The 22,049-nt window shown below is 39.3% G+C and carries 24 protein-coding genes and 1 pseudogene; 17 read left to right on the top strand and 8 right to left on the bottom strand.

The genetic code is table 11. The features are described from left to right. The first annotated feature begins 1,371 nt into the window (after nt 1–1,371). Nucleotides 1,372–2,856 (top strand): ATP-binding protein, encoded by a 1,485-nt coding sequence (locus A9J31_RS04390; protein ID WP_067762749.1) that lies wholly within the window; start codon nt 1,372–1,374, stop codon nt 2,854–2,856. A gap of 299 nt (nt 2,857–3,155) precedes the next feature. Continuing rightward, the gene (locus A9J31_RS04385) at nt 3,156–3,389 is read left to right on the top strand and encodes a hypothetical protein (RefSeq protein WP_067762748.1); all 234 of its coding nucleotides are present in this window, start codon (nt 3,156–3,158) and stop codon (nt 3,387–3,389) included. A gap of 562 nt (nt 3,390–3,951) precedes the next feature. On the opposite strand, the gene A9J31_RS04380 is transcribed toward A9J31_RS04385, so the two are convergent. The 3 genes from A9J31_RS04380 to repM all read right to left on the bottom strand — a co-directional run bounded on the left by A9J31_RS04380 (nt 3,952) and on the right by repM (nt 6,132). Continuing rightward, a complete protein-coding gene (locus tag A9J31_RS04380) occupies nt 3,952–4,425 on the bottom strand; it encodes a hypothetical protein (protein ID WP_067762747.1) in 474 nt (157 codons plus the stop codon). Between the two features lie 189 nt (nt 4,426–4,614). Continuing rightward, a complete protein-coding gene (locus tag A9J31_RS04370) occupies nt 4,615–5,124 on the bottom strand; it encodes a plasmid replication DNA-binding protein (RefSeq protein ID WP_067762745.1) in 510 nt (169 codons plus the stop codon). 78 nt (nt 5,125–5,202) lie between these two features. Beyond that, nucleotides 5,203–6,132 carry a replication initiation protein RepM gene (gene repM / locus A9J31_RS04365; RefSeq protein WP_067762744.1) on the bottom strand — a complete coding sequence of 310 codons (930 nt, stop codon included), beginning with the start codon at nt 6,130–6,132 and terminating at the stop codon, nt 5,203–5,205. Nucleotides 6,133–6,720: 588 nt separating this feature from the next. On the opposite strand from repM, the pseudogene A9J31_RS15295 reads away from it, so the two are divergent. Then, nucleotides 6,721–6,921, top strand: a pseudogene (locus A9J31_RS15295) (transposase); the annotation flags it as partial. A gap of 96 nt (nt 6,922–7,017) precedes the next feature. Here A9J31_RS15295 and A9J31_RS04360 read toward each other — a convergent pair. Further along, complete coding sequence (locus tag A9J31_RS04360) at nt 7,018–7,938, bottom strand: Dyp-type peroxidase (RefSeq protein WP_067762743.1); 921 nt, start codon at nt 7,936–7,938, stop codon at nt 7,018–7,020. A 160-nt stretch (nt 7,939–8,098) separates the two neighbouring features. On the opposite strand from A9J31_RS04360, the gene A9J31_RS04355 reads away from it, so the two are divergent. Continuing rightward, on the top strand, nt 8,099–8,719 hold the full coding sequence (locus tag A9J31_RS04355; protein WP_067762742.1) for a LysE family transporter: 621 nt from the start codon (nt 8,099–8,101) through the stop codon (nt 8,717–8,719). Between the two features lie 82 nt (nt 8,720–8,801). On the opposite strand, the gene znuB is transcribed toward A9J31_RS04355, so the two are convergent. From znuB to A9J31_RS04340, 3 genes are read right to left on the bottom strand one after another with little or no spacing between them, the layout of a single operon-like run. Continuing rightward, nucleotides 8,802–9,602 (bottom strand): zinc ABC transporter permease subunit ZnuB, encoded by an 801-nt coding sequence (gene znuB / locus A9J31_RS04350; RefSeq protein WP_067762741.1) that lies wholly within the window; start codon nt 9,600–9,602, stop codon nt 8,802–8,804. Nucleotides 9,603–9,605: 3 nt separating this feature from the next. Next, on the bottom strand, nt 9,606–10,394 hold the full coding sequence (znuC, locus tag A9J31_RS04345; RefSeq protein WP_067762740.1) for a zinc ABC transporter ATP-binding protein ZnuC: 789 nt from the start codon (nt 10,392–10,394) through the stop codon (nt 9,606–9,608). Next, complete coding sequence (locus A9J31_RS04340) at nt 10,376–10,873, bottom strand: transcriptional repressor (protein ID WP_067762739.1); 498 nt, start codon at nt 10,871–10,873, stop codon at nt 10,376–10,378. The genes znuC and A9J31_RS04340 overlap by 19 nt, the downstream gene beginning before the upstream one ends. A gap of 137 nt (nt 10,874–11,010) precedes the next feature. On the opposite strand from A9J31_RS04340, the gene A9J31_RS04335 reads away from it, so the two are divergent. From A9J31_RS04335 to A9J31_RS04285, 11 genes are all read left to right on the top strand, one after another. Further along, the gene (locus A9J31_RS04335) at nt 11,011–11,850 is read left to right on the top strand and encodes a metal ABC transporter solute-binding protein, Zn/Mn family (RefSeq protein ID WP_067762738.1); all 840 of its coding nucleotides are present in this window, start codon (nt 11,011–11,013) and stop codon (nt 11,848–11,850) included. Between the two features lie 170 nt (nt 11,851–12,020). Further along, nucleotides 12,021–12,419 carry an ATP synthase subunit I gene (locus A9J31_RS04330; RefSeq protein ID WP_067762737.1) on the top strand — a complete coding sequence of 133 codons (399 nt, stop codon included), beginning with the start codon at nt 12,021–12,023 and terminating at the stop codon, nt 12,417–12,419. 102 nt (nt 12,420–12,521) lie between these two features. Continuing rightward, complete coding sequence (gene atpB, locus A9J31_RS04325) at nt 12,522–13,397, top strand: F0F1 ATP synthase subunit A (protein ID WP_067762736.1); 876 nt, start codon at nt 12,522–12,524, stop codon at nt 13,395–13,397. Nucleotides 13,398–13,480: 83 nt separating this feature from the next. After that, nucleotides 13,481–13,726 (top strand): F0F1 ATP synthase subunit C, encoded by a 246-nt coding sequence (atpE, locus tag A9J31_RS04320; protein WP_016654735.1) that lies wholly within the window; start codon nt 13,481–13,483, stop codon nt 13,724–13,726. Between the two features lie 38 nt (nt 13,727–13,764). Then, the gene (locus A9J31_RS04315) at nt 13,765–14,235 is read left to right on the top strand and encodes a F0F1 ATP synthase subunit B (RefSeq protein ID WP_067762735.1); all 471 of its coding nucleotides are present in this window, start codon (nt 13,765–13,767) and stop codon (nt 14,233–14,235) included. 12 nt (nt 14,236–14,247) lie between these two features. Beyond that, on the top strand, nt 14,248–14,784 hold the full coding sequence (locus tag A9J31_RS04310) for a F0F1 ATP synthase subunit delta (protein WP_067762734.1): 537 nt from the start codon (nt 14,248–14,250) through the stop codon (nt 14,782–14,784). Between the two features lie 45 nt (nt 14,785–14,829). Further along, nucleotides 14,830–16,374, top strand: a complete 1,545-nt coding sequence (gene atpA / locus A9J31_RS04305) for a F0F1 ATP synthase subunit alpha (RefSeq protein WP_067762733.1) — start codon at nt 14,830–14,832, stop codon at nt 16,372–16,374. 86 nt (nt 16,375–16,460) lie between these two features. Further along, on the top strand, nt 16,461–17,330 hold the full coding sequence (gene atpG / locus A9J31_RS04300) for a F0F1 ATP synthase subunit gamma (RefSeq protein ID WP_067762732.1): 870 nt from the start codon (nt 16,461–16,463) through the stop codon (nt 17,328–17,330). Nucleotides 17,331–17,356: 26 nt separating this feature from the next. After that, complete coding sequence (gene atpD / locus A9J31_RS04295; RefSeq protein WP_067762731.1) at nt 17,357–18,751, top strand: F0F1 ATP synthase subunit beta; 1,395 nt, start codon at nt 17,357–17,359, stop codon at nt 18,749–18,751. 26 nt (nt 18,752–18,777) lie between these two features. Next, nucleotides 18,778–19,197, top strand: a complete 420-nt coding sequence (locus A9J31_RS04290; RefSeq protein ID WP_067762730.1) for a F0F1 ATP synthase subunit epsilon — start codon at nt 18,778–18,780, stop codon at nt 19,195–19,197. Between the two features lie 146 nt (nt 19,198–19,343). Then, entirely contained in the window at nt 19,344–19,646 is a 303-nt protein-coding gene (locus tag A9J31_RS04285; protein WP_067762729.1) for a hypothetical protein, read from the top strand. A gap of 13 nt (nt 19,647–19,659) precedes the next feature. Here A9J31_RS04285 and A9J31_RS04280 read toward each other — a convergent pair whose 3' ends face one another. Further along, nucleotides 19,660–20,103, bottom strand: a complete 444-nt coding sequence (locus A9J31_RS04280; RefSeq protein ID WP_067762728.1) for an AAA family ATPase — start codon at nt 20,101–20,103, stop codon at nt 19,660–19,662. A 106-nt stretch (nt 20,104–20,209) separates the two neighbouring features. Between A9J31_RS04280 and A9J31_RS04275 the strand changes: the two genes are divergently transcribed. Then, nucleotides 20,210–20,671: a hypothetical protein gene (locus A9J31_RS04275; protein WP_067762727.1), complete on the top strand. Its 462-nt coding sequence runs from the start codon at nt 20,210–20,212 to the stop codon at nt 20,669–20,671. Nucleotides 20,672–20,988: 317 nt separating this feature from the next. Beyond that, nucleotides 20,989–22,017, top strand: coding sequence for an alcohol dehydrogenase AdhP (adhP, locus tag A9J31_RS04270; RefSeq protein WP_067762726.1), 1,029 nt, complete (start codon nt 20,989–20,991; stop codon nt 22,015–22,017). Nucleotides 22,018–22,049: the final 32 nt, after the last annotated feature.

The raw sequence follows: 22,049 nt of genomic DNA, 5'->3' as shown, positions 1-22,049 counted from the left end.
CTATTGAATCTCGCTTTCGCTCGATTCGAGGGGCAATTTTTTGGCCAATCTCTTTGTGAATTTTAGAAAAAGCAAAAGCAACTCGGAATTCGCTTCGCTCATAAGTTTTTTATGCTCGCTTCGCTCGAACGAGCAGCGAATATTAATTGTTCGCACCCATTCGGGATGCTCTGAAATAATAGTGATTAATGGATAGGGAGCCTGTAATCAGAGAAAAAACAGGGCAAAATTCTGATTAAGCTTGATCACTCGTAGACACTCGTTCTATTTTTTTCAATATCAATCTAATATTGAAAACTGCTGTTTTGAATTTTTTTAAGATTCTTTGCATTTATTATCCTAAATACGTCTATTTTGCGCTTATTCGGCTTTTTTGCCCTGTTTACATAGATTTCCCTGTTTTTTGAATAAATAAGCTTAGATGCGATTCTAGGCTGTTTTATAGCAATGTAGAAAATCACTTGATTCTGATTTAGATCGATCACTCTGATTTGTTGTTTTGGGCTTTTTCATTTTGATCAGCAGATCGGAATGCACGCTTCCGCGTTTCTCTCAGGAGAAACAAAATTTAAGTTGTTGTTCCTTAATTTCAAGCATTCGCTGTACGTCAATTTTGCCAGTTAAGTTTTAGCTGTTTCGGCACATGCCGAATATTTTTTCTCACACACCACGCATCTATCGATGCCCCCCTCAAACCCTTGTAAGATAAGGTATAGATAGAGTTTTAATGGTTTAAGAAAGCTGAGCTTTAAAAATACTAAATATAAGCCTATCTATTTGAAAAAAAATGAAAAATAACAGCTCACCTAATTGAGCTGCAAAGTATGAAAAAATATACTTAAATATTTGTTTTATGAAATAAAAAATCTGGGCTATGGTGGAATATAGGCTATAGCTCATATTTTGGATAAAAAAATAAATAAGATACTGATATATATAAATAAACAGGTGGGCTCTGAGTTTTTGGACGATACTATTTTTTAAAGCTAACATTAGATGTATGCATAGCAACATTTTTCTAAAGAGGATTAAGTGATGGACAATATTATTCAGCTTTCTAAGCCATGTACGCTGTGTGGAAATAGGCAAAATGTACAGCTGTTTACTGGGCTAATGCTTTGCTCTCAATGTCAGGAAAATATCAAGATCACCAATCCTGGCATGTTTACTGCCAATGATCAGATTGAACAAAAAGCCCAGGATTGACCTAGGCAGCGTGTAAGAAAATTTATGTTAAGCAAATGATCGAAAGGCCCGATTTATGGGCCTTTCGTATAACGTGTATTATGTTAATTTTATAGGATTTAAAAATCACTTTTTAAATCCTCACATAAATACTTTACCATTTTAAATCAGTTACTCTATTTAATTATGTCGCATCCTAATTCAGTTTTATCAGAAGAAAGCCAAGTTGATTTTTTAGACTATCTCTTACAATTCGAAGAGTGTGAATGGATAGAATTCAAATTTAATGCCTTACGCCCAGATGAATTAGGTCAATATATTTCAGCTTTATCTAATGCTGCTGCTTTAGATTATAAAAAATCTGCTTATATGATCTTTGGTATCAGAGATAAAACTAAAGAGCTAATTGGTACTAATTTCAAACCATTCAAAGATAAACATAATGGTGAGGATAATGGTCAAGAGTTATCTTACTGGCTATTACAAAAACTAAAGCCCCATATAGATTTTACTTTTTATGAATTAGAGCGTGATGGTTTTCGAGTAGTTGTTGTTGAAATAAAGGCTTGCGAATACATTCCAATAGCCTTTGATAAAGTTGAATACTTAAGAGTTGGATCAAATAAACGTCCTTTATCTGCTTACCCTGAAAAGTCTAGAAAGTTATGGGGTATCTTGTCACAAGCACAATTTGAAGAACAGACTGCTTTAGATCATTTGAAAACGAATGAAGTACTTAACTATTTAGATACTACAAAATATTATGAATTAGTTGGACGACCAGTACCAGTAGATGATTCGATAGTTTTATCCGACTTTCATAGTGAGCATTTAATCCAAAGAAATCAATTTGGAGGATGGCTAATAACTAACATGGGAGCTCTACTATTTGCTAAAGATTTAACTATTTTCCCTCATTTAGAAAGAAAGATTGTTCGTTTAATTGTTTATAAAGGGAAAGATAAGTTTAGTAGCCCTGTTGAATATTCTGGAAAGAAAGGCTATGCCGTTGGTTTTGAAGGTTTAATTGACTATATTCACCGTATTCTTCCAGACAATGAAGAAATTGGTAAAGCTTTAAGAAAAAATGTACCTGTATATCCTGCTCTCTCTATCCGAGAGTTGATAGCTAATGCCCTAATTCATCAAGATTTTTCGATTAAAGGCACTGGGCCTACAATAGAAATATTTCAGAATAGAATGGAGATAACCAACCCTGGAATTCCCTTAATTGATATAGATCGTTTTCTAGATTCTCCGCCAAAAAGTAGAAATGAGAAAATGGCTTCTTTATTGAGAAGAATGGGAATATGTGAAGAAAGAGGAAGTGGTATAGATAAGGTAGTAAAAGAAACGGAATTATATCAGTTGCCAGCTCCATCTTTTAAGACATATGAGGAACATATCAAATGTATTATGTTCTCATTCAAAGAGTTCAAAAATATGGATATAGATGAGAAAGTTGAAGCTACATATTTCCATAGTGTTCTACGTTATTTAAGTGGAGAACCTATGAATAACTCTACATTACGAGAGAGATTTGGAATTAAACCAAGTAGTGGAGCAACAGTAAGTCGAATAATAAAAAAAGCTGTTGAGAAGAAAAGAATCAAACCTGTAGATCCTTCCGCAGGTACTAAAAATATGAAGTATTTACCTTGGTGGGCGTGATTTCTATTCATTAATGTAATAAAAAAAAGGAAAAAATACATAAATAACTGTTATTTATGTATTTTTTTCTTTGATTAGTTTTTTCATTTTTTTCATTTTCATTCGTTTCCCCCAAATACCATATTTCCCACAAATAAATATAAATTAAATTTTATCAAATACTTATCTTATTTAAACAAAAAAAACACTTGACAAATTTTTCAAAAATGACAACATATATATACAATAATATTTACTACTAATAATTATTAATACTTAATGTTTTACTTAATTTTTTAAATTTTTTATAGGAAAATCAAATGGTTAAGTGTGATAAACCAAATAAATTAATCGAATTAATCAAAGAAAGGTTTAAAAGAAATTTTTCAGAGCCAACCACAGGGAAAATTGTTTTCCGTTTAGATAATTTAATTTGTAATATATTTTTAACCACTGGAACAGTTAACTTTCAGGGGAAAATTGATGAAAAAACAGAAGAGTACAAAATTATAATTTTAAATTTTATCGAAGAAATTAATTCTGAAATTGACTGAATAACTAACAATTTCGTATAAACATTTTTTACTTAAATAGAACAGGTTAAAGCTTTATTGAACATAAAATATCTTATACGAAATCTAGATTCAAAACGTAAAAAAGCCCGACATCCTGTCGGGCTTTTTCGTATTGGTTCGCTTGGCATAACTCCTGTCGTGCCGCCGATCCTTGTGCGATTATTTATTTTTATTCTGCGGAACGTCCTGTTCTCTTATGACTTCATAATATTAAAGACCAGCTTGGATGAACATCCGCAAAATCCCTAAATTAGCGTGCGCTCAGGCGTACAAAATTGGCTGATTTTTATCCCAAGAGTTGTCCGCAGAAATTGGGGATAATTTAACGATTCGCTGTATTGATAATTCAGAGAAAAACGACATTTTGATTAATTTTTATTCAAATTTATTGGCAAGAAGTATCAAAATTGCTTAAAAAGAAACCGACTTGTTTCAAAGTCGGCTTTTTGCTGTTTTTGAGGTCGGTTAAAAATTTTTAACTATATGAAAAACAAAGGATTTATAAAAAGCATTTCGTATAACGCCCATTATGTTAAATAGACTAGGAATTTGATGAAAGCCAATTCTCAAGATCATTAATAAATGTAGGCCATACATCTTCGGGTTCTAATTTAGAAATACCGCCTAAAGCCAAATCAAATTCATCGTCATAGTGAACTATGAATTCATATAAATCTTCATCTTCAGTGTATCTAGAAATTTCTAGCAATATTCCAAATAGATTAGAAATTAGTTCTTTTGAATATTCGATAGATAGCTGTCTCTCAACATATCTTTTTAATGCGTCACAAAAGATTTTCTTCTTAAGAGTGGGCTCTATATTACTCTGTTCAATATTCATGTTATTAAAATAATCTAATATTTCTTTATCTTTAGAGAAAAAACAAATCTCCAAAGCTAATAAATCAGTTGGACTTTTATCTAACCTATTTACAGCCCAGTTTTGAATGTCATTGGTTGATTTTAAGTTTAATGCTAACTCTACTTTTAATTGAAATTTTTCTGCATCATTCATTTCTTATTATTCACTTTTCCTAAAATTAACATAATACACGTTATACGAAATGCTTGAAATTTTCCTATAAGCATCAATATCTTAACTAAAGCCGTTCCAGTAAACAGAGCACTGGAACGGCTTTTTAATGATTTGTCACGTTCCACGCCTATTCTTTGATCATTGTTCTGCGAGTTTGTACAGATCCACTTAACCATTCGGCAAGAAGAAACGGCTCAGGAAGCCACGTTTTTTAGGCTCAGGTTCAACGTGTTCAGGGACAGGAATGCGTTTCTTAGGTGTTTCGATCTCAGTCTGAATCTCTGCCTCTTCTTTTGGAGCTTCAACGGTCTCTTGAGGCGGTGCAACTGGTGTTGGATCTTCCACCTTCTGAGGTTTTGGGGCTTCTAATAAGCGTTGCATCGTCTCAATTTGATTTTGATAAAAAGACTCACGATCTTTGGCATCATTAAGCTGATTTTTTAGAATGTCTATCTGCTGTCTAAGTAGTAAAACTTCTGCCGAATTTGGACTGTCTACTTTTACAGGATCTTTTACATCCTGTTTTTTGATAGGTTCACCAAAAACACGGATAGCTTCGGCTAGATCAATCTTGTTATCAGAGTTTTTACTTAAAATTCCTTTCTTTATGTTGTTGTAAATTGTTTGTCTATTGATGTTGTACAGCTTGGAAAGTTCAAGAACTGTAAGGGTTTTCATACTGTAAACCTATGCCTAAACTTGTAAAAAATTAGTGTCTATTAGACTGTCTAATAGACAAATGAGCAAGTTTAAATTTTAAGCACATTGAAAGCCAGTTTTTTGCAGATAAGGGAGTAGCTCTTCAAATTTTTTGGGATCTTGAAGCATTTCGGCAATGCGAATAGCAAATTGTTGAAAGCTCTCTGAACCTTCTGAATAGTGTCCCATCTCAGGTAATTCAGAAAGTTTATTGGCAAATAAGTAGCGTTGTTTATCGCTCATTTTTGAGAATAAATCAGTTGGGTTTTGCTCTTTAACGACCTTGGTAGAAGAAGCTTTCTTCTGTTTAAGGGTAAAAGAAAAACCTGAAATAGTACGTCCTTTTTTATGCTGCTCATATTTAGCAGTTATATCTGTGAGCTCATTAACTTGGTTGAGTGCGAAATCTAAAACGTATGTTTTAAAGTTACTCATAGTTTTATATTGTTGAGTTTCGACACCTAGCTGTTGTCTAAAAATAGAAAGATCAAAAATAGGAGTCTTTCCTGCAGATCGCCATTGGATTAATAATTCGTATAGCCGAATAGCATAAGAGCTTGTTAACCTCGAAACTTGTTGTAGCTCATATTTAGTAAAGTTTTCTTCTAGTCTTGTTATTAGCGGAACAATATCTTGTGTAAACCTTAAGAAAACAATTCCAGATTGGGGCTCATATCCAATTTTATCTACCCAACGACAATGAAAGCTACGATCCTTGCCTGTCTTAGGATTGATGTCGTGATAAGTCACATAGCGATCAAATAAACTTCTAGATGCATCTCTAAGTACGGTGTAAGCAGTGTGCTTTTCAACATTAAAAGTATTTATATAACTACTAGCATGTACTTCTAAAAGGCTATTTTCAGTTATTCCATGTCCTGTTTCTCGAGCTTCAGCAATTGCTAATAAAATCAGTCTTTGTTCAACCGTGTCTAAAGTATAGCTGGCTTGAATTAAAGCATTATCCTTTACGATTAATTCACTCATTTCTAATAATAAATTTATAATTAAACTAGGTCATACAATAGACTATTTTAATTGGTTTGTAAATTAAGCTCATTTAAGGGTCGATAAACCTAGCTTTAAGGTCGATAAACCTAGCTTTAAGGGTCGATAAACCTAGCTTTAAGGGTCGATAAACCTAGCTTTAAGGGTCGATAAACCTAGCTTTATAGTGGTTGAAAAGCTTATAAACAAAGAGGTTCAGCTTACTTAAAAGCATTTAAAAACTTAAAAATAATTAAAAGCCTTTCAAATGAAAAATTGCCCTATGTTTTCGCTTCGCTCAAACTCTATTGAATCTCGCTTTCGCTCGATTCGAGGGGCAATTTTTTGGCCAATCTCTTTGTGAATTTTAGAAAAAGCAAAAGCAACTCGGAATTCGCTTCGCTCATAAGTTTTTTATGCTCGCTTCGCTCGAACGAGCAGCGAATATTAATTGTTCGCACCCATTCGGGATGCTCTGAAATAATAGTGATTAATGGATAGGGAGCCTGTAATCAGAGAAAAAACAGGGCAAAATTCTGATTAAGCTTGATCACTCGTAGACAMTCGYTCTATTTTTTTCAATNNNNATCTAATATTCCCAAGAAATCCAATACGCTTTCAAATAATGATCATGTGGATTGGTATTTTTATAAAATCAGGCACTTAATTGAGAATACCTTTGCTAGATTAAAGCAATTTAGAGGAATTGCCACACGCTATGACAAGCTAAAGCAAAGCTATGAAAATTCTGTTGCCTTAGCTTGTATCTTTATTTGGCTACCATTATGAAATGTCAACAGACCCTATTAATTTTAAAAATAAAAAATGAACTAATATTATAAATTTAAATTTTAAAAAAGCCGACTCCCGTCGGCTTTTTTAAAATCAGTTTTCCAAAACTTCTTCCATTAATTCCTCACTCGGCGCAAAGTAATAAGCACCATCCATTGGAGTCACGAAATGCAGTAAGCGGTCATGGATTCCATCTCCAGACGTACCAAACATACGCTCTAACATGGCATCAATAATGTTTAAATCTTTAGTGTAGGCAATGAAGAATAAACCTTGGTCACCACGGCCATCACCATAAGGTAGGGAATGACGCAAAATTGCCAGTTCTTCACCCTCACCATCTTCTACTACAGTGCGTGATACATGTGAGTTTTCAGGTTGAATTTCGTCATCTAATTCAATAGATTCAAGTTTTGTACGCCCAATCACATGCTCTTGTGCATCAACTTTGAGCTTTTTCCACTTATCTAAATTGTGTGCGTAACGTTGTGCAAAGACAAAAGAACCATCAGCAAATATACCTGCATCTTCCGCCAATAATGCTGTTTCAGCACGGTCATCAGGAAATTGTGGATTTTCAGTACCATCAATAAAACCTGTTAAATCACGACCATCAAAATTACGGAAGCAAACACGTTCATCCAAAACTTCAACTTTATCCTGAATGCCTTCAAAGAAAGATTGGCTGAGGGCAAAGCAAATATCAGTGCGCTGAGCTGCAATGTGAATTAACACATCAGCAGGTACAACAGGCATTTCAAAAGAGCCTTGAATTGGAGCAAGTTGCTTAAAACCTATAGGTGATTGGTTATATAGCTGCGCCCATAATTCTGGACCAAAAGCGACTGCTGTTTTAATTTGAGCATTTGGATGTTGAGTGATTAAACGATCACGAGTGGTAAATAAATCTTCTAATTTTTCTTTTAATTCATCGATCGTTAAATCTTTTAAACGCAAAACAATAAAACGAGCATGATCTGAAGGTAACGGTAAAATTACAGATTGGGCAGACATTCATGGCTCCTGAAAATTATAATTCCTATGTGGCTAAGTGTATTGTGCCTTAACATTCCTTATGTGTGTAGACTTCACACTTATTTTTAAGCAGTAATTTTTGCCAAGAAAATAAGGTAAATGTCATATAATACAGTCTCCTCTATAGCTTGAGCAGCTTATGTCCTATCAAATCTGGATTGCATATATGTTGGCGTGTTGGGTGATTAGTGTATCTCCCGGTGCAGGTGCAATCGCGTCGATGTCGAGCGGTTTGAATTATGGATTTAAGCATGGTTACTGGAATGCACTCGGTTTACAACTGGCTTTATTGGTTCAAATTGGTATCGTCGCAGCAGGAGTAGGGGTGTTGTTTGCCACGACACCGTGGGCATTCTTGGTAGTGAAATGGTTCGGTGTTTGCTATTTATTGTATTTGGCTTATTTACAGTGGACTGCACCAATACAATCGATTCAAATTCAGCAAGATCTACCAAATAAATCGCGCTCTAAATTGGTTCTGCATGGCTTTTTAGTCAATATGAGTAACCCGAAAGCGATTGTGTTTTTATTGGCAGTTTTGCCACAATTTTTAGACTTATCTAAGCCGCAGTGGATTCAATATCTGATTATGGCGGTGACTATGGTCAGTATTGATCTGATTGTCATGGCAGGATATACAGGACTTGCTGCCAAAGTGTTGCGCTTATTGAAATCCCCCAAACAGCAAAAATATATGAATCGAACTTTTGCAGTGCTGTTTGCAGCAGCAGCGAGTTTATTGAGTTTGGTACATCAGTAAAATGGATGTTAAGAGCACGGTTCAATAAGCAGTGTAAAACATAAAAAGCCATACGATTGCATGGCTTAATTTTAGATGAGCATTAACTCAACTTTTTAAACTTCTGAACGGCAAAGATTACAGCAAACAAAATCGCCATTGTCAGTACAATGGTCAGACCTGTAGAGGTATTTAATCCCGCACTCGACCATAAACCAACCGTCACGCCCACTTGTGCTATTGCAAAGGCCCAAAGCACCATTTGTTTTGGTGAGTTTGCCAATAGCCGTGCAGTTAAAGCGGGGATCACCAATAATGCCCCCATCAATAACGAACCTACAGCTCGTAAGGCCAATACCGTAAACAGAGCCAGCAATAGCATAAAGATCAGGCGTTGCCATTTGGCACTAATACCTTCACTTACCGCCATGTCAGGGTCAATGGCAATTTGAATTTGTGCTTGCCAACTTTTATAAAGAACGATCAGTGCAAAAATAATGACCCCAGCAAAAATTGGTAAGTCAGCCCATGAAATAGTGAGCAAATCACCAAACAAATAGCTTAGTAGCTCAGGTCTTAAACTTGGTAAATGCTGAATGAATAATAAGCCAGAACACAATAAGGTTGCTGAACATAATGCTAACAACGCGTCATTTGGCAGACGTGGGTCATGGAGTACCCATAAAATCGCCACCAACAGTAAGGCGATTAAGGTGACACCTGTCCACAAAGGCAAACTGAGCGCACCTGCAATGGCAACACCCAATAATGTGCCGTGTGCCATCGTGTCAGCAAAAAACGACATACGTCGCCAAAGCATCAGACAACCCAATGGTGCTGTTAAAAAGACCAGCAAAGAGCCCATAATCCACGCTGGCAAAAGGAGTTGTAGCCATTCCATCATGAATTATGCTTCCGGTTCTGGATGAATATGTGGACGTGAGTCATGTTGACACGGTGTTGCTGAATCACCGTGTGCACAATGATCATGATGATGCTGATAGAACACACGATTGGTGCCAAAAATAGCTTGATATTCAGGATGTTGCTGTACATTTTCCGGCAAGCCGCTACAGCAAATATGTTTGTTTAAACACACCACGCGATGTGTGCCTTGCATGACCCATTGTAAGTCATGTGACACCATCAGCACTGCGCAGCCATATTTTTCAGGCAAGCTTCTGACGTAGTCATATAACTCAGCTTCGGACTGAATGTCCAAACCTTGCATGGGTTCATCAAGAACCAAAACATCGGGCTGACGAAGTAAGGCACGGGCAATCAATACACGTTGGCGTTCACCGCCAGATAATTGTTGAACTTTAGACTGCTGTAATTTGGCAATACCCGTATCACGGATGATTTCTTGTTTAATTGTTGCATCGCATTTTTCTAAATCAAGCAAATCACAAACACGTAAAGGCAGGCTGTGAGATGGATTGAACTTTTGCGGAACATAAGAAAATTTCAGTTTATTGTTGCTTATGACTTGACCTGACACAGGTTTGACGATACCTAGCAAAACTTTAATCAGGGTTGATTTACCTGCGCCATTGGGACCAATCAGCGTGACAATTTCTTTTTGATGTAAAGCAAAATCAACATTTTTTAAAATGTCACGCTCGTCAATTCGAACATGGACATTTTGCAGCGCGACAATCGGTGCGGCTGCAGCACTTAATGTTTGTTGCGACACTGCTGACAGATTCCTGAAATTTCAATAATACTGTGATGCGCGGTAAAACCATCTGACGCTGACAATTCATCAAGTTGCGTCATTAGACCTTGAGCTGAAGCTTCTTTGACAATTTTACATTCAGTGCAAATCAAAAAAGCAGCTTGGTGACCTTCTCTTGGATGGCAACATGGAATATAGGCATTAATAGAGGTTAGACGATGAATAAGGCCCTTCTCTAATAAAAAGTCGAGTGTGCGATAGACCGTTGGTGGGGCAGCAGGGCGATCAGACTCACTTTTGATTTTTGCCAATAAGTCATAAGCCCCCATCGGGCCTGTGGCATTTAAGATCAGTTCCAATACTTCCTTACGCAAAGGAGTGAGGCGGGCACCTGTGGTGATACAAAGGTTTTCGGCTTCCGCAAGGCGTTGTTCGACATTTTGATGATCGTGTACACCATGCAAAGCATTATGATGTTCGTGTGAACATGCGCTCATAGCCAACCTCAAGTACGAAACTGTTTATAGAAAAAGACTTTAAATCTTAACATGAAGCACAACGACTTACGAACAGCCGTAGGTTTTTTTGCACTTTTGTTATATTATAACACTATTCATTTTATGGTTCTCTCCCCATGTCCAGAGTAATTATCTTTTGTAGTCTTGCCTTATTCAGTGTGATGAGTTGGGCGCAGGGTTTAGTGGTTTCTACACAGCCCATTTACTTAATTGCGAAAGATGTCTTAAAAGGGGTGGAGCAGCCAACTTTATTACTTGATCATCAATCTGGTCATGATGTCAGCCTTACACCTGCGCATCGTAAAACGGTACAGGATGCCAATCTCGTTTTATGGTTGGGCAAAGCACATGAAGCACCGTTGGCCAAAATGTTGGATGAAAGTGGCAAAAGTATCGCGATTTTAGACTCAGGTATTATTAGTGCACTTCCATTACGTGATGTTCGTGGTAAAGCCATTAAAGGCACTGTGGATACCCATGTTTGGCTTGAACCGAATAATGCTGTACGCATTGGTTTCTTTATTGCAGCACTACGTTCACAACAGTATCCAGCAAATCGTGAAAAATATTGGGCAAATGCACGCGCATTTGCACAAAAATTATTGGTGTCAGCACAAAAGGTTGATGTAACAAACCGTGCACAACCGTATTGGTCTTATCACGATGCTTACCAATATCTCGAGCGTTCGTTGAATTTATCTTTTGCTGGGGCATTGACGGATGACCCGCATGTGGCACCAACGTTGGCGCAAATAAAATTTCTTAAAGATCATCGTCCACAAAGCAAAATGTGTCTCTTGGCTGAAGGTCATGCCAATCAAAGTCAGTATCAAAAGCTCGGTGGAATTGTATTTCAACCGGTTGATGAAACGATGAGTGGGGCGGGGGATTTCATCAGTGGATGGAAAACACTCGCAGATCAAACTCAGAAATGCACACTAAATGCTCGAAAGTAATGTAAAAAATAAACAACTATTGATTAGTTTGAGAGCAGTTTGCACATCGAAAAAAACACGACTAAGGTCGGGAAAAGATTGCAAGTTAAGGGGTGTAACTCTATAATGCCTGCGATTAAAAATAATCATCAGTTAAACTTGTCAAGCATAATTGCTGTGAGTGTACAAAAATGAGCCGAACTAGTCGCATGATTGATCGACGATTAGCGAAAGCTTTAGTCATCTTACAAGCAGTAATGATTCCTGTTTCAGCCCTGATTGGTTGGGTCTTTAAAGATACGACCACAGCATATAGTGCAGCATTAGGTGCGCTGGTGTGCTGGATGGCAACTAGTTACTTTTCATGGCAGTCGTTTCGTGCGGCTGGTGCCCGTGCCTCTAAACAGGTGCTGTCAAACATGTATCGTGGCTTAATGGGCAAGTTTGCTATTGTGATTGTTGGATTCATTTTGATTTTAATCAATGTTAAACCGTTGTCAGCGGTAGCATTGTTTTGTGGTTTTATACTCGTACAAAGTATGTCGTGGATTGCACCTTTTTGGGCGACACGATTAAAAAAACGAGTATAAGCACAACACAAAATTGAAAAGTTTTTTGGAGAAAAACGAGATATCAGGCAGCACGCGATATTCGTTTTCTCTATTAGTTTTGACATTGACCAGGTGTGATTTATGGCTGCTGAAGAACATGCCCTTACTTCGACCGAGTACATTCAGCATCACTTGACTAACTTGACCTATGGCAAAATGCCAGATGGTACGTGGAAGTTAGCTGAGACTGCTAAAGAAGCTCAAGAGATGGGGTTCACTGCTATTCACTTGGATTCAATGGGTTGGTCAATCGGCCTTGGTTTGATTTTCTGTTTCATGTTCTGGATTGTTGCGAAAGCAGCAAATGCTGGTGTTCCTACCAAGTTCCAGTCTGCAATCGAAATGATTATCGAGTTTGTTGACTCAAGTGTCCGTGACACTTTCCATGGCAAATCGCGCTTAATTGCGCCACTAGCATTGACCATTTTCGTGTGGATTTTCCTCATGAACTTGATGGACTTGATCCCTGTTGACTGGATTCCTTATACAGCTCAATTGATCGGTGCAAATGTGTTTGGTATGGATCCTCACCACGTATACTTCAAAATCGTTCCATCTACTGATCCTAACATTACCCTTGGTATGGCATTATCAGTATTTGCGTTAACTATTTTCTATAGTATTCGTGAGAAAGGCCTTGTCGGATTCGGTGCTGAATTTGCACTTAACCCATTTAACCCAAGTAACCCAGTTTTAAAAGCTTTATTAATTCCAGTAAACATTTTACTTGAATTGGTAACTTTTATTGCACGTCCAATCTCATTGGCTCTTCGACTGTTCGGTAACATGTATGCGGGTGAGTTAATCTTCATTCTTATCGCGTTATTACCGTTCTGGATCCAGTGGGCGTTGTCTGTGCCTTGGGCGATCTTCCATATTCTTGTTATCACGTTACAAGCCTTCATCTTTATGATGTTGACAATCGTGTATATGAGTATGGCTAGCGAAAAGCATTAATGGTATTGCTCAACTATCATCGGGTGGTTGGGCACACAATTTTTAACTTAATTTGGTATAAACCTAACCTCTGAGGAATTATCATGGAACTAGGTCTTGGTCTTGTTGCTATTGCAGCTGCTATTTTGATCGCTTTTGGTGCTTTAGGTACTGCGATTGGTTTTGGTCTACTAGGTGGCCGTTTCCTTGAAGCTGTTGCTCGTCAACCTGAATTGGCTCCACAACTTCAAACTCGTATGTTCTTAATCGCAGGTCTTCTTGATGCTGTGCCTATGATCGGTGTTGGTATTGGCTTGTTCTTCATCTTCGCTAATCCATTTGTAGGTTAATCAGCTTAATTCCTAAATTAAACTATTGAGGAATAGCAATGAATATCAACCTCACATTGATTGGCCAAGCTATTGCATTTGCAATTTTCGTTGCATTCTGCATGAAGTTTGTATGGCCACCACTAATCAATGCGATTAGTGAGCGTCAGCGTAAAATTGCTGATGGCTTAAATGCTGCTGAAAAAGCTAAAGCTGACTTAGCTGATGCGCAAGCACAAGTTAAAGCAGAGTTAGATGCAGCTAAAGCACAAGCGGCTCAATTGATCGAACAAGCGAACCGTCGCGGTGCGCAATTGGTAGAAGAAGCTCGTACTCAAGCTGCGGCTGAAGGTGAGCGTATTCGTCAACAAGCGAAAGAAGCTGTTGATACTGAAATCAATGCTGCTCGCGAAGAATTGCGTCAACAAGTGGCTGCTCTTGCAGTAACTGGTGCTGAGAAAATTCTTAGCCAACAAGTTGATGCAGAAGCTCACAATGCCATGCTGACTCAGCTGGCTGCTAAACTTTAAGAGAGGCGGATTATGGCTGAACTCTTGACGTTGGCACGCCCTTACGCTAAAGCAGCATTTGCTTACGCTTCTGAGCAAAGCGCAACTGACTCATGGTCACAAGTGCTTGAATTGCTTAGTGCGGCTGTGCAAGACGAAGCATTTTCAGCTTATCTAAATCGCCCTGAGCTTACACCTGCTGAGCAGGTGACTCTTTTCGCTAAAGTTTTAGGTGAAGACCAAACTGCAGCAGTGTCTAACTTCTTGACATTGCTTGCAGAGAACAATCGTTTAGTTCTTCTTCCTGAAATTGCAGCAGAATTTGAGCAGCTTAAATCACAGAATAACAATACTGTGGATGTTGTGATTGAATCAGCATTCCCATTAACTTCAGTACAAGAACAATTGCTTGCGCATGCATTAGAGAAGAAATTCGAAGCTGCTGTAAGCGTGACTGTTGAAGTTAATCCAGCCCTAATTGCTGGCGTAGTTATTCGTGCAGGCGACCAAGTGATAGATGATTCTGCACTTAATAAGCTTGAAAAAATGCGTACTCGTCTTCTAGCTTAATTGCATTTAGAAGACTGAACTTTAAAAAGATTGAGGTATAGCGCAATGCAACAACTGAATCCATCCGAGATCAGTGCGCTCATTAAACAGCGTATCGGCGATCTGGACACCAGCGCAACCGCTAAAAACGAAGGTACCATTGTTATGGTATCTGACGGTATTGTGCGCATTCACGGTCTTGCTGATGCAATGTACGGTGAAATGATCGAATTCGACGGCGGCCTTTATGGTATGGCACTGAACCTAGAACAGGATTCAGTGGGCGTCGTTGTTTTAGGTAACTACTTAAGCCTTCAAGAAGGTCAAAAAGCTCGTTGCACAGGTCGTGTATTAGAAGTTCCGGTTGGTCCAGAACTTTTAGGCCGTGTAGTAGATGCTTTGGGTAACCCAATTGATGGTAAAGGCCCGATCGATGCAAAATTAACTGATGCTGTTGAAAAAGTAGCACCAGGCGTAATTTGGCGTCAATCAGTGGATCAACCTGTACAAACTGGTTATAAATCAGTAGATACAATGATCCCAGTAGGCCGTGGTCAACGTGAGTTGATCATTGGTGACCGTCAAACTGGTAAAACAGCAATGGCGATCGACGCGATTATCGCTCAGAAAAACTCTGGCATTAAATGTGTATACGTAGCAATCGGTCAAAAACAATCGACTATCGCTAACGTAGTACGCAAGCTAGAAGAAACTGGCGCTATGGCGTATACAACTGTTGTAGCAGCAGCTGCAGCCGATCCAGCAGCAATGTTGTACTTGGCTCCATACTCTGGCTGTACAATGGGTGAATACTTCCGTGACCGCGGTGAAGACGCGCTTATCATTTATGATGACTTGTCTAAACAAGCTGTTGCTTACCGTCAAATTTCATTGCTTTTACGCCGTCCACCAGGTCGTGAAGCTTACCCAGGTGACGTGTTCTATCTACATTCACGTCTACTTGAACGTGCTTCTCGTGTATCTGCTGACTACGTTGAGAAATTCACTAACGGTGAAGTTAAAGGCCAAACTGGTTCATTAACTGCATTGCCGATTATTGAAACTCAAGCGGGTGACGTATCTGCATTCGTACCAACGAACGTAATTTCGATTACTGATGGTCAGATCTTCCTTGAAACATCATTATTCAACGCAGGTATCCGTCCTGCTGTGAACGCGGGTATCTCTGTATCTCGTGTAGGTGGTTCAGCGCAAACTAAGATCATCAAGAAATTGTCAGGTGGTATCCGTACTGCACTAGCACAATATCGTGAATTAGCTGCATTCGCTCAGTTCGCTTCTGACCTTGACGAAGCAACTCGTAAGCAGCTTGAACATGGTCAACGTGTAACTGAGTTAATGAAGCAAAAACAATATGCTCCTTACTCAATTGCTGACCAAGCTGTTTCAATTTATGCATCTAACGAAGGTTACATGGCTGACGTTGAAGTGAAGAAAATCGTTGCATTTGATGCTGCGTTAATTTCTTACTTCCGTTCAGAAAATGCTGCGTTAATGCAAAAAATTGACGAGACTGGTGCTTACGATAAAGAAATCGAAGCAGCAATCAAAGCAGGTATTGAAAGCTTTAAAGCGACTCAAACTTACTAATTTAGCAACTTGCTAATTAGTGTTGGTTTGGTTCACGGATCAACCTTCGAGGGCTCGAAAGGGCCTTTGAATACTAGGTTAAGCGTATGGCAAATTTAAAAGAAATTCGCGCCAAAGTAGCTAGTATCAAAAGCACGCAGAAGATTACTCGAGCGATGCAGATGGTAGCAGCTTCTAAGATGCGTCGTGCGCAAGAGCGCATGGCTCAAGGCCGTCCGTATGCCGAAAATATGCACCGTGTAATTGCTCATTTGGTACAAGCGAATCCTGAATACAAACACCGTTATATGGTTGAACGCCCAGTTAAGCGCGTTGGCTATATCATCGTGTCTTCAGATCGTGGCCTTGCTGGTGGTTTGAACATTAACTTGTTCAAGAAAGTGGTAAAACACGTTCAGCAGCAACAAGAGCAGTCAATTGAAGTTCAATTTGCTTTAATTGGTCAAAAAGCGGTTTCGTTTTTTAAAAACTACGGCGGTAAAGTGCTTGGTGCAACAACTCAGGTTGGTGATGCGCCGAGTCTTGAACAGTTAGCTGGTTCTGTACAAGTTATGTTGGATGCTTATGATAAAGGCGAGTTAGATCGTATTTATCTAGTGTCAAACGGCTTTGTCAATGCCATGACTCAAAATCAAAAAATCGAACAACTTGTACCTTTAGCTGCGGCTGAAGAAGACAAGGGTCTAAATCGTCAATACGGTTGGGACTATATCTATGAGCCAGAAGCTGAAGAGCTATTAAATGGTTTGTTGGTTCGTTACATTGAGTCTGTGGTGTATCAAGGCGTGATCGAAAACATCGCGTGTGAGCAGTCTGCTCGTATGGTTGCAATGAAAGCTGCAACTGATAACGCTGGTGAATTGATCAAGAACCTACAACTTATTTATAACAAGCTGCGTCAAGCCGCGATTACTCAGGAAATTTCTGAGATCGTTGGTGGTGCCGCTGCCGTTTAACATTATTTTGAATTGAGGAGACAGCAATGAGTAGCGGTCGTATCATTCAGATCATCGGCGCGGTTATCGACGTCGAGTTTGAACGCAACAGCGTTCCTAAGATCTATGACGCTCTCCACGTTGACGGTACTGAAACTACATTAGAAGTTCAGCAACAACTTGGTGATGGCGTAGTTCGTACAATTGCGATGGGATCTACTGAAGGTCTTAAACGTGGTTTGAACGTAACAAATACTGGCGCTCCGATCTCTGTACCTGTAGGTACAGCGACTCTTGGCCGTATCATGGACGTTCTTGGTCGCCCTATCGATGAAGCTGGTGATGTTGCTACAGAAGCGCGTTTACCAATTCACCGTCAAGCGCCTTCTTATGCTGAACAAGCTGCTTCTACTGACCTTTTAGAAACTGGTATTAAAGTCATTGACTTACTTTGCCCGTTCGCTAAAGGTGGTAAAGTTGGTCTGTTCGGTGGTGCCGGTGTTGGTAAAACTGTAAACATGATGGAGTTGATCAACAACATCGCGAAAGCTCACTCAGGTTTATCTGTGTTTGCTGGTGTTGGTGAGCGTACTCGTGAAGGTAATGACTTCTATCACGAGATGAAAGACTCTAACGTACTTGACAAAGTAGCGATGGTTTATGGTCAGATGAACGAGCCACCGGGTAACCGTTTACGCGTAGCGTTGACTGGTTTGACTATGGCTGAGTACTTCCGTGACGAAAAAGACGAAAACGGTAAAGGCCGTGACGTTCTATTGTTCGTGGATAACATCTACCGTTATACACTTGCGGGTACTGAAGTATCAGCACTTTTAGGTCGTATGCCTTCAGCTGTAGGTTACCAGCCAACTCTTGCAGAAGAGATGGGTGTTCTACAAGAACGTATTACATCGACTAAGTCTGGTTCTATTACGTCAATCCAAGCGGTATACGTACCTGCCGATGACTTAACAGATCCATCGCCTGCAACTACATTCGCTCACTTAGACGCAACTGTAGTATTGAGCCGTGACATCGCATCTTCTGGTATTTACCCAGCGATCGATCCACTTGACTCAACTTCACGTCAGTTAGATCCACTAGTAGTGGGTGCTGAGCATTACGAAATCGCTCGTTCAGTTCAAAACGTTCTTCAACGTTACAAAGAATTGAAAGACATTATCGCAATTCTTGGTATGGACGAATTGGCAGAAGAAGACAAACTTACTGTATACCGTGCACGTAAGATCCAACGTTTCTTCTCTCAACCGTTCCACGTAGCTGAAGTGTTTACTGGTGCTCCTGGTAAACTTGTACCGCTTAAAGAAACAATTCGTGGCTTTAAAGGTCTTCTAGCTGGTGAATACGACCACATCCCAGAACAAGCGTTCTACATGGTTGGTGGTATTGACGAAGTGATTGCTAAAGCTGAGAAACTTTAATTAGTTCCCTAATTTAGGAGATTCTCATGGCGACTATGCAATGTGACGTTGTAAGTGTTAAAGAGTCTTTGTACTCTGGCACTGTAACTATGCTAATTGCTAAAGGTGCTGGCGGTGAGTTAGGTATTATGCCTGGACATGCTCCGTTGGTAACTTTACTCAAGCCGGGCGCAATTCGCGTTCTGCTTGAAAATGGTACAGAAGAGTTAATCTATGTATCTGGTGGTGTTCTAGAGGTTCAACCGCACGTCGTTACGGTTCTTGCAGATACTGCAGTCCGTGCCGAAAACTTAGATGAAGCTGCAATTATTGAAGCACGTAAACATGCTGAACAATTGCTTGCAAATCAAAAGAGCGATTTGGACTCTGCTGCTGCGCTTGCTGCTCTTGCAGAAACTGCTGCTCAGTTGGAAACCATCCGCAAAATCAAAAACCGCGCTCAATAAGACGCAGTTCGAGATTGAAGAACCACCCGAAAGGGTGGTTTTTTTCTGCCTAAATTAAGGTAAATAAACAGATAAATCTAAAGTTGTATAGAAAATATGCAAAAAGAGGCGTACATTAATTCCATTCTTTTATCTCGCTGCCTGCCATGAATCTCATTGCTTTTGAGCCACACTTTTGGGAACTTTATCAAGATTTTGATCAATATTATTTAAGTATTGCGGTCGACATGAGTTCGGTGGTGTCTTGTTGGGATGTGGAATTGACGCATGAAGAAGTGCAGCAATATGAGCATCGTGGTCGTGTCAGTATTCAAGAACTGGCAAAAGAGATGGTGGCTGCAACCTATAGAGGTGATTTTAGTTCTTTGGAAAGTCGCTTGGTGAAACCGTATGAACGACAAGCCATGCAAGCTGCGTTTAAAACATGGCAACAGCAGCAAGCTGAATAACTGGTTTATGCGGTTATGGGTTCATCGGTAAGATTGAAAACTCGCCATTGGCAATAATTTTAAGCTTAAAAATTTCAGTAAAACCTTCTGCATAGCAGGGAATTTCTAATTTTTTATAGGTGGCTCGAATCCCAATTTCAGGAATATTGGCCTTACCTTCTCTATAACTATTACGCTCTAAAGTACTGGCCAAATCAGTGTCAAAATAATAAGCAATCACGTCAAAGCCAGCATCTCGCGCACGTTGAATATAACGTGCACGATCCATACGTGTCGGGTTGGTATTATCAATCACCATTTTGGTTTTAGACACTAAACCAGCTTCAAAAATTATATTTTCACGATGTCGAGTTTTCAGCATATCAAGATTAATACGCAAATGACTGTGGTATAAATTCAACATATAAAATGTGGATTTACCCGATGCTTGTACGCCGGTAAAAATAATCAGTTGCATAGTGGATGAAAAAATCTGTAGGCCTTATATTGCATATTAAAGCAGCTACAGGCTTTTGCTACAATTTCTGCACTACCAATAACAACAAAATAGGTCAGGACTTTTTATGTATACACTTCGATTATGTTTCTGCTTATTGCTGGCAATGCCGCTGCTTGCCTGCCAAAGCCAATATGTCACCACACCGAATGTCGCAACTGAAGCCGCATTGGTGGCAGAATCGGTGGATAATGGCATCAGTACAGAACTTGAAATTCCCTATTTATCCGCTTTTCGCAACCTAAGACAAGCCTATAACCATTGTGTGGCGTTCACCTCAGCAGAAGCTTATGTGTATACCGACAATCGGCTGGAAGAACATTTGGAGCAGGGCACGCTGATGGCGCGTACAGAAAATGGTGCTTTTCTGCATAAAATGTTGGTGGAGGGAATGGGAGCTGACAAAACTCGAATTACCCTGTTCCTGCCAGCCAAATATCATTTTGCTCAAGCCCGTTTTAAGCAAGATGTGCAACGTGCACTCGGACAAGATAAAAACTGTAATACTTATGAATTTGCTCAATCTTAAAGTAAGAAAAAGAGGCAGTTGTTTATTTTCTGGTTGAGAGATTTCCCATGCTTAAAAACTCTCAATTTTTCAATGGATTTGGATATGGTCTATCAACAACATGCGGAAAATTTTAGATTAAAAATATTGTAAATTTACAGCATGACATTTTGTGAGGTGTAGTCGATAAACCGATCATCAGGCAGTGAATCACAAGAAGTAGCAAACCGAGAGAATTGCTTACAAATTCATCACGCTGACCTATTTATTCTTCCTCTATAGTAGAACAAGGTTGTTTAAAAAATAATCTCAACACTTATAAGATGGAGAGAATAAATATGGCAACAATGAAAGCAGCCGTAGTGACTGCATTTAATCAACCACTACAAATACAACAAGTCGAAATTCCTAAAGTCACGCCGGGCAAAGTCTTGGTCAAAATTATCGCGACAGGTGTCTGTCATACCGACTTACATGCCATGCATGGCGATTGGCCTGTTCAGCCAACCTTACCTTTTATCCCCGGGCATGAAGGGGTGGGTGAAGTAGTTGAAATTGGTGAAGGAATTGAACATTTAGAAGTTGGTGATATCGTCGGTATTCCTTGGTTATATTCAGCGTGTGGGCATTGTGATCATTGCTATGCGGGCTGGGAAACCTTATGTAAACAACAACAGAACTCAGGCTATTCGGTCAACGGCAGTTTTGCAGAATATTGCTTAGCCGATGGTGATTATGTCGGTGTGATTCCTGAGGGTGTCGATCTACTGGAAATCTCACCTATTCTATGTGCTGGTGTCACCGTTTATAAAGGACTGAAAATGACCGAGGCTAAAACTGGGGATTGGGTTGCCATTTCCGGTATTGGCGGTCTAGGTCATGTGGCGGTGCAATATGCGAAAACAATGGGTTTTAATGTCGTGGCGATTGATGTTGATGACTCAAAACTTGAGTTGGCCAAAAATCTCGGCGCCGATGTCGGCATTAATGCCTTAAAAACCGATGTGAAAGAGGCGGTATTGCAGGCAACGGGTGAAGGTTGTCATGGTGTCTTGGTGACTGCGGTTTCTCCGAAAGCCTTTGAACAAGCCGTGTCGATTATACGTCGCGGTGGTACGATGGTCTTAAATGGTTTGCCGCCCGGCACTTTTGACTTGTCGATCTTTAACATGGTGCTGGAGGGAATTACGGTACGTGGTTCAATTGTTGGGACACGTCTGGATTTAAAAGAAGCGCTAGATATTGCCGCGCGCGGTAAAGTCAAAGCACATATTCATGTTGAACCGCTTGAAAATATCAACGATATTTTTGATCGTATGGAAAAAGGTAAAATTGATGGCCGTATCGTGATTGATATGCGGCTTTAATGCAAAATCCCACAGCAACATAACATAGAGCA

It is taken from the genome of Acinetobacter gandensis, assembly GCF_001678755.1.
GTDB lineage: Bacteria > Pseudomonadota > Gammaproteobacteria > Pseudomonadales > Moraxellaceae > Acinetobacter > Acinetobacter gandensis.
The sequence above is the reverse complement of the archived record's forward strand: the minus strand, read 5'-3'. Positions and strand labels throughout refer to the sequence as shown.

Bases quoted from the DNA above. Each gene is read 5' to 3' on its own strand.
- A9J31_RS04390 (WP_067762749.1), top strand. From the start codon at position 1,372: ATGTCGCATCCTAATTCAGTTTTATCAGAAGAAAGCCAAGTTGATTTT.
- A9J31_RS04385 (WP_067762748.1), top strand. From the start codon at position 3,156: ATGGTTAAGTGTGATAAACCAAATAAATTAATCGAATTAATCAAAGAA.
- A9J31_RS04380 (WP_067762747.1), bottom strand. From the start codon at position 4,425: ATGAATGATGCAGAAAAATTTCAATTAAAAGTAGAGTTAGCATTAAAC.
- A9J31_RS04370 (WP_067762745.1), bottom strand. From the start codon at position 5,124: ATGAAAACCCTTACAGTTCTTGAACTTTCCAAGCTGTACAACATCAAT.
- repM (WP_067762744.1), bottom strand. From the start codon at position 6,132: ATGAGTGAATTAATCGTAAAGGATAATGCTTTAATTCAAGCCAGCTAT.
- A9J31_RS04360 (WP_067762743.1), bottom strand. From the start codon at position 7,938: ATGTCTGCCCAATCTGTAATTTTACCGTTACCTTCAGATCATGCTCGT.
- A9J31_RS04355 (WP_067762742.1), top strand. From the start codon at position 8,099: ATGTCCTATCAAATCTGGATTGCATATATGTTGGCGTGTTGGGTGATT.
- znuB (WP_067762741.1), bottom strand. From the start codon at position 9,602: ATGATGGAATGGCTACAACTCCTTTTGCCAGCGTGGATTATGGGCTCT.
- A9J31_RS04340 (WP_067762739.1), bottom strand. From the start codon at position 10,873: ATGAGCGCATGTTCACACGAACATCATAATGCTTTGCATGGTGTACAC.
- A9J31_RS04335 (WP_067762738.1), top strand. From the start codon at position 11,011: ATGTCCAGAGTAATTATCTTTTGTAGTCTTGCCTTATTCAGTGTGATG.
- A9J31_RS04330 (WP_067762737.1), top strand. From the start codon at position 12,021: ATGAGCCGAACTAGTCGCATGATTGATCGACGATTAGCGAAAGCTTTA.
- atpB (WP_067762736.1), top strand. From the start codon at position 12,522: ATGGCTGCTGAAGAACATGCCCTTACTTCGACCGAGTACATTCAGCAT.
- atpE (WP_016654735.1), top strand. From the start codon at position 13,481: ATGGAACTAGGTCTTGGTCTTGTTGCTATTGCAGCTGCTATTTTGATC.
- A9J31_RS04315 (WP_067762735.1), top strand. From the start codon at position 13,765: ATGAATATCAACCTCACATTGATTGGCCAAGCTATTGCATTTGCAATT.
- A9J31_RS04310 (WP_067762734.1), top strand. From the start codon at position 14,248: ATGGCTGAACTCTTGACGTTGGCACGCCCTTACGCTAAAGCAGCATTT.
- atpA (WP_067762733.1), top strand. From the start codon at position 14,830: ATGCAACAACTGAATCCATCCGAGATCAGTGCGCTCATTAAACAGCGT.
- atpG (WP_067762732.1), top strand. From the start codon at position 16,461: ATGGCAAATTTAAAAGAAATTCGCGCCAAAGTAGCTAGTATCAAAAGC.
- atpD (WP_067762731.1), top strand. From the start codon at position 17,357: ATGAGTAGCGGTCGTATCATTCAGATCATCGGCGCGGTTATCGACGTC.
- A9J31_RS04290 (WP_067762730.1), top strand. From the start codon at position 18,778: ATGGCGACTATGCAATGTGACGTTGTAAGTGTTAAAGAGTCTTTGTAC.
- A9J31_RS04285 (WP_067762729.1), top strand. From the start codon at position 19,344: ATGAATCTCATTGCTTTTGAGCCACACTTTTGGGAACTTTATCAAGAT.
- A9J31_RS04280 (WP_067762728.1), bottom strand. From the start codon at position 20,103: ATGCAACTGATTATTTTTACCGGCGTACAAGCATCGGGTAAATCCACA.
- A9J31_RS04275 (WP_067762727.1), top strand. From the start codon at position 20,210: ATGTATACACTTCGATTATGTTTCTGCTTATTGCTGGCAATGCCGCTG.
- adhP (WP_067762726.1), top strand. From the start codon at position 20,989: ATGGCAACAATGAAAGCAGCCGTAGTGACTGCATTTAATCAACCACTA.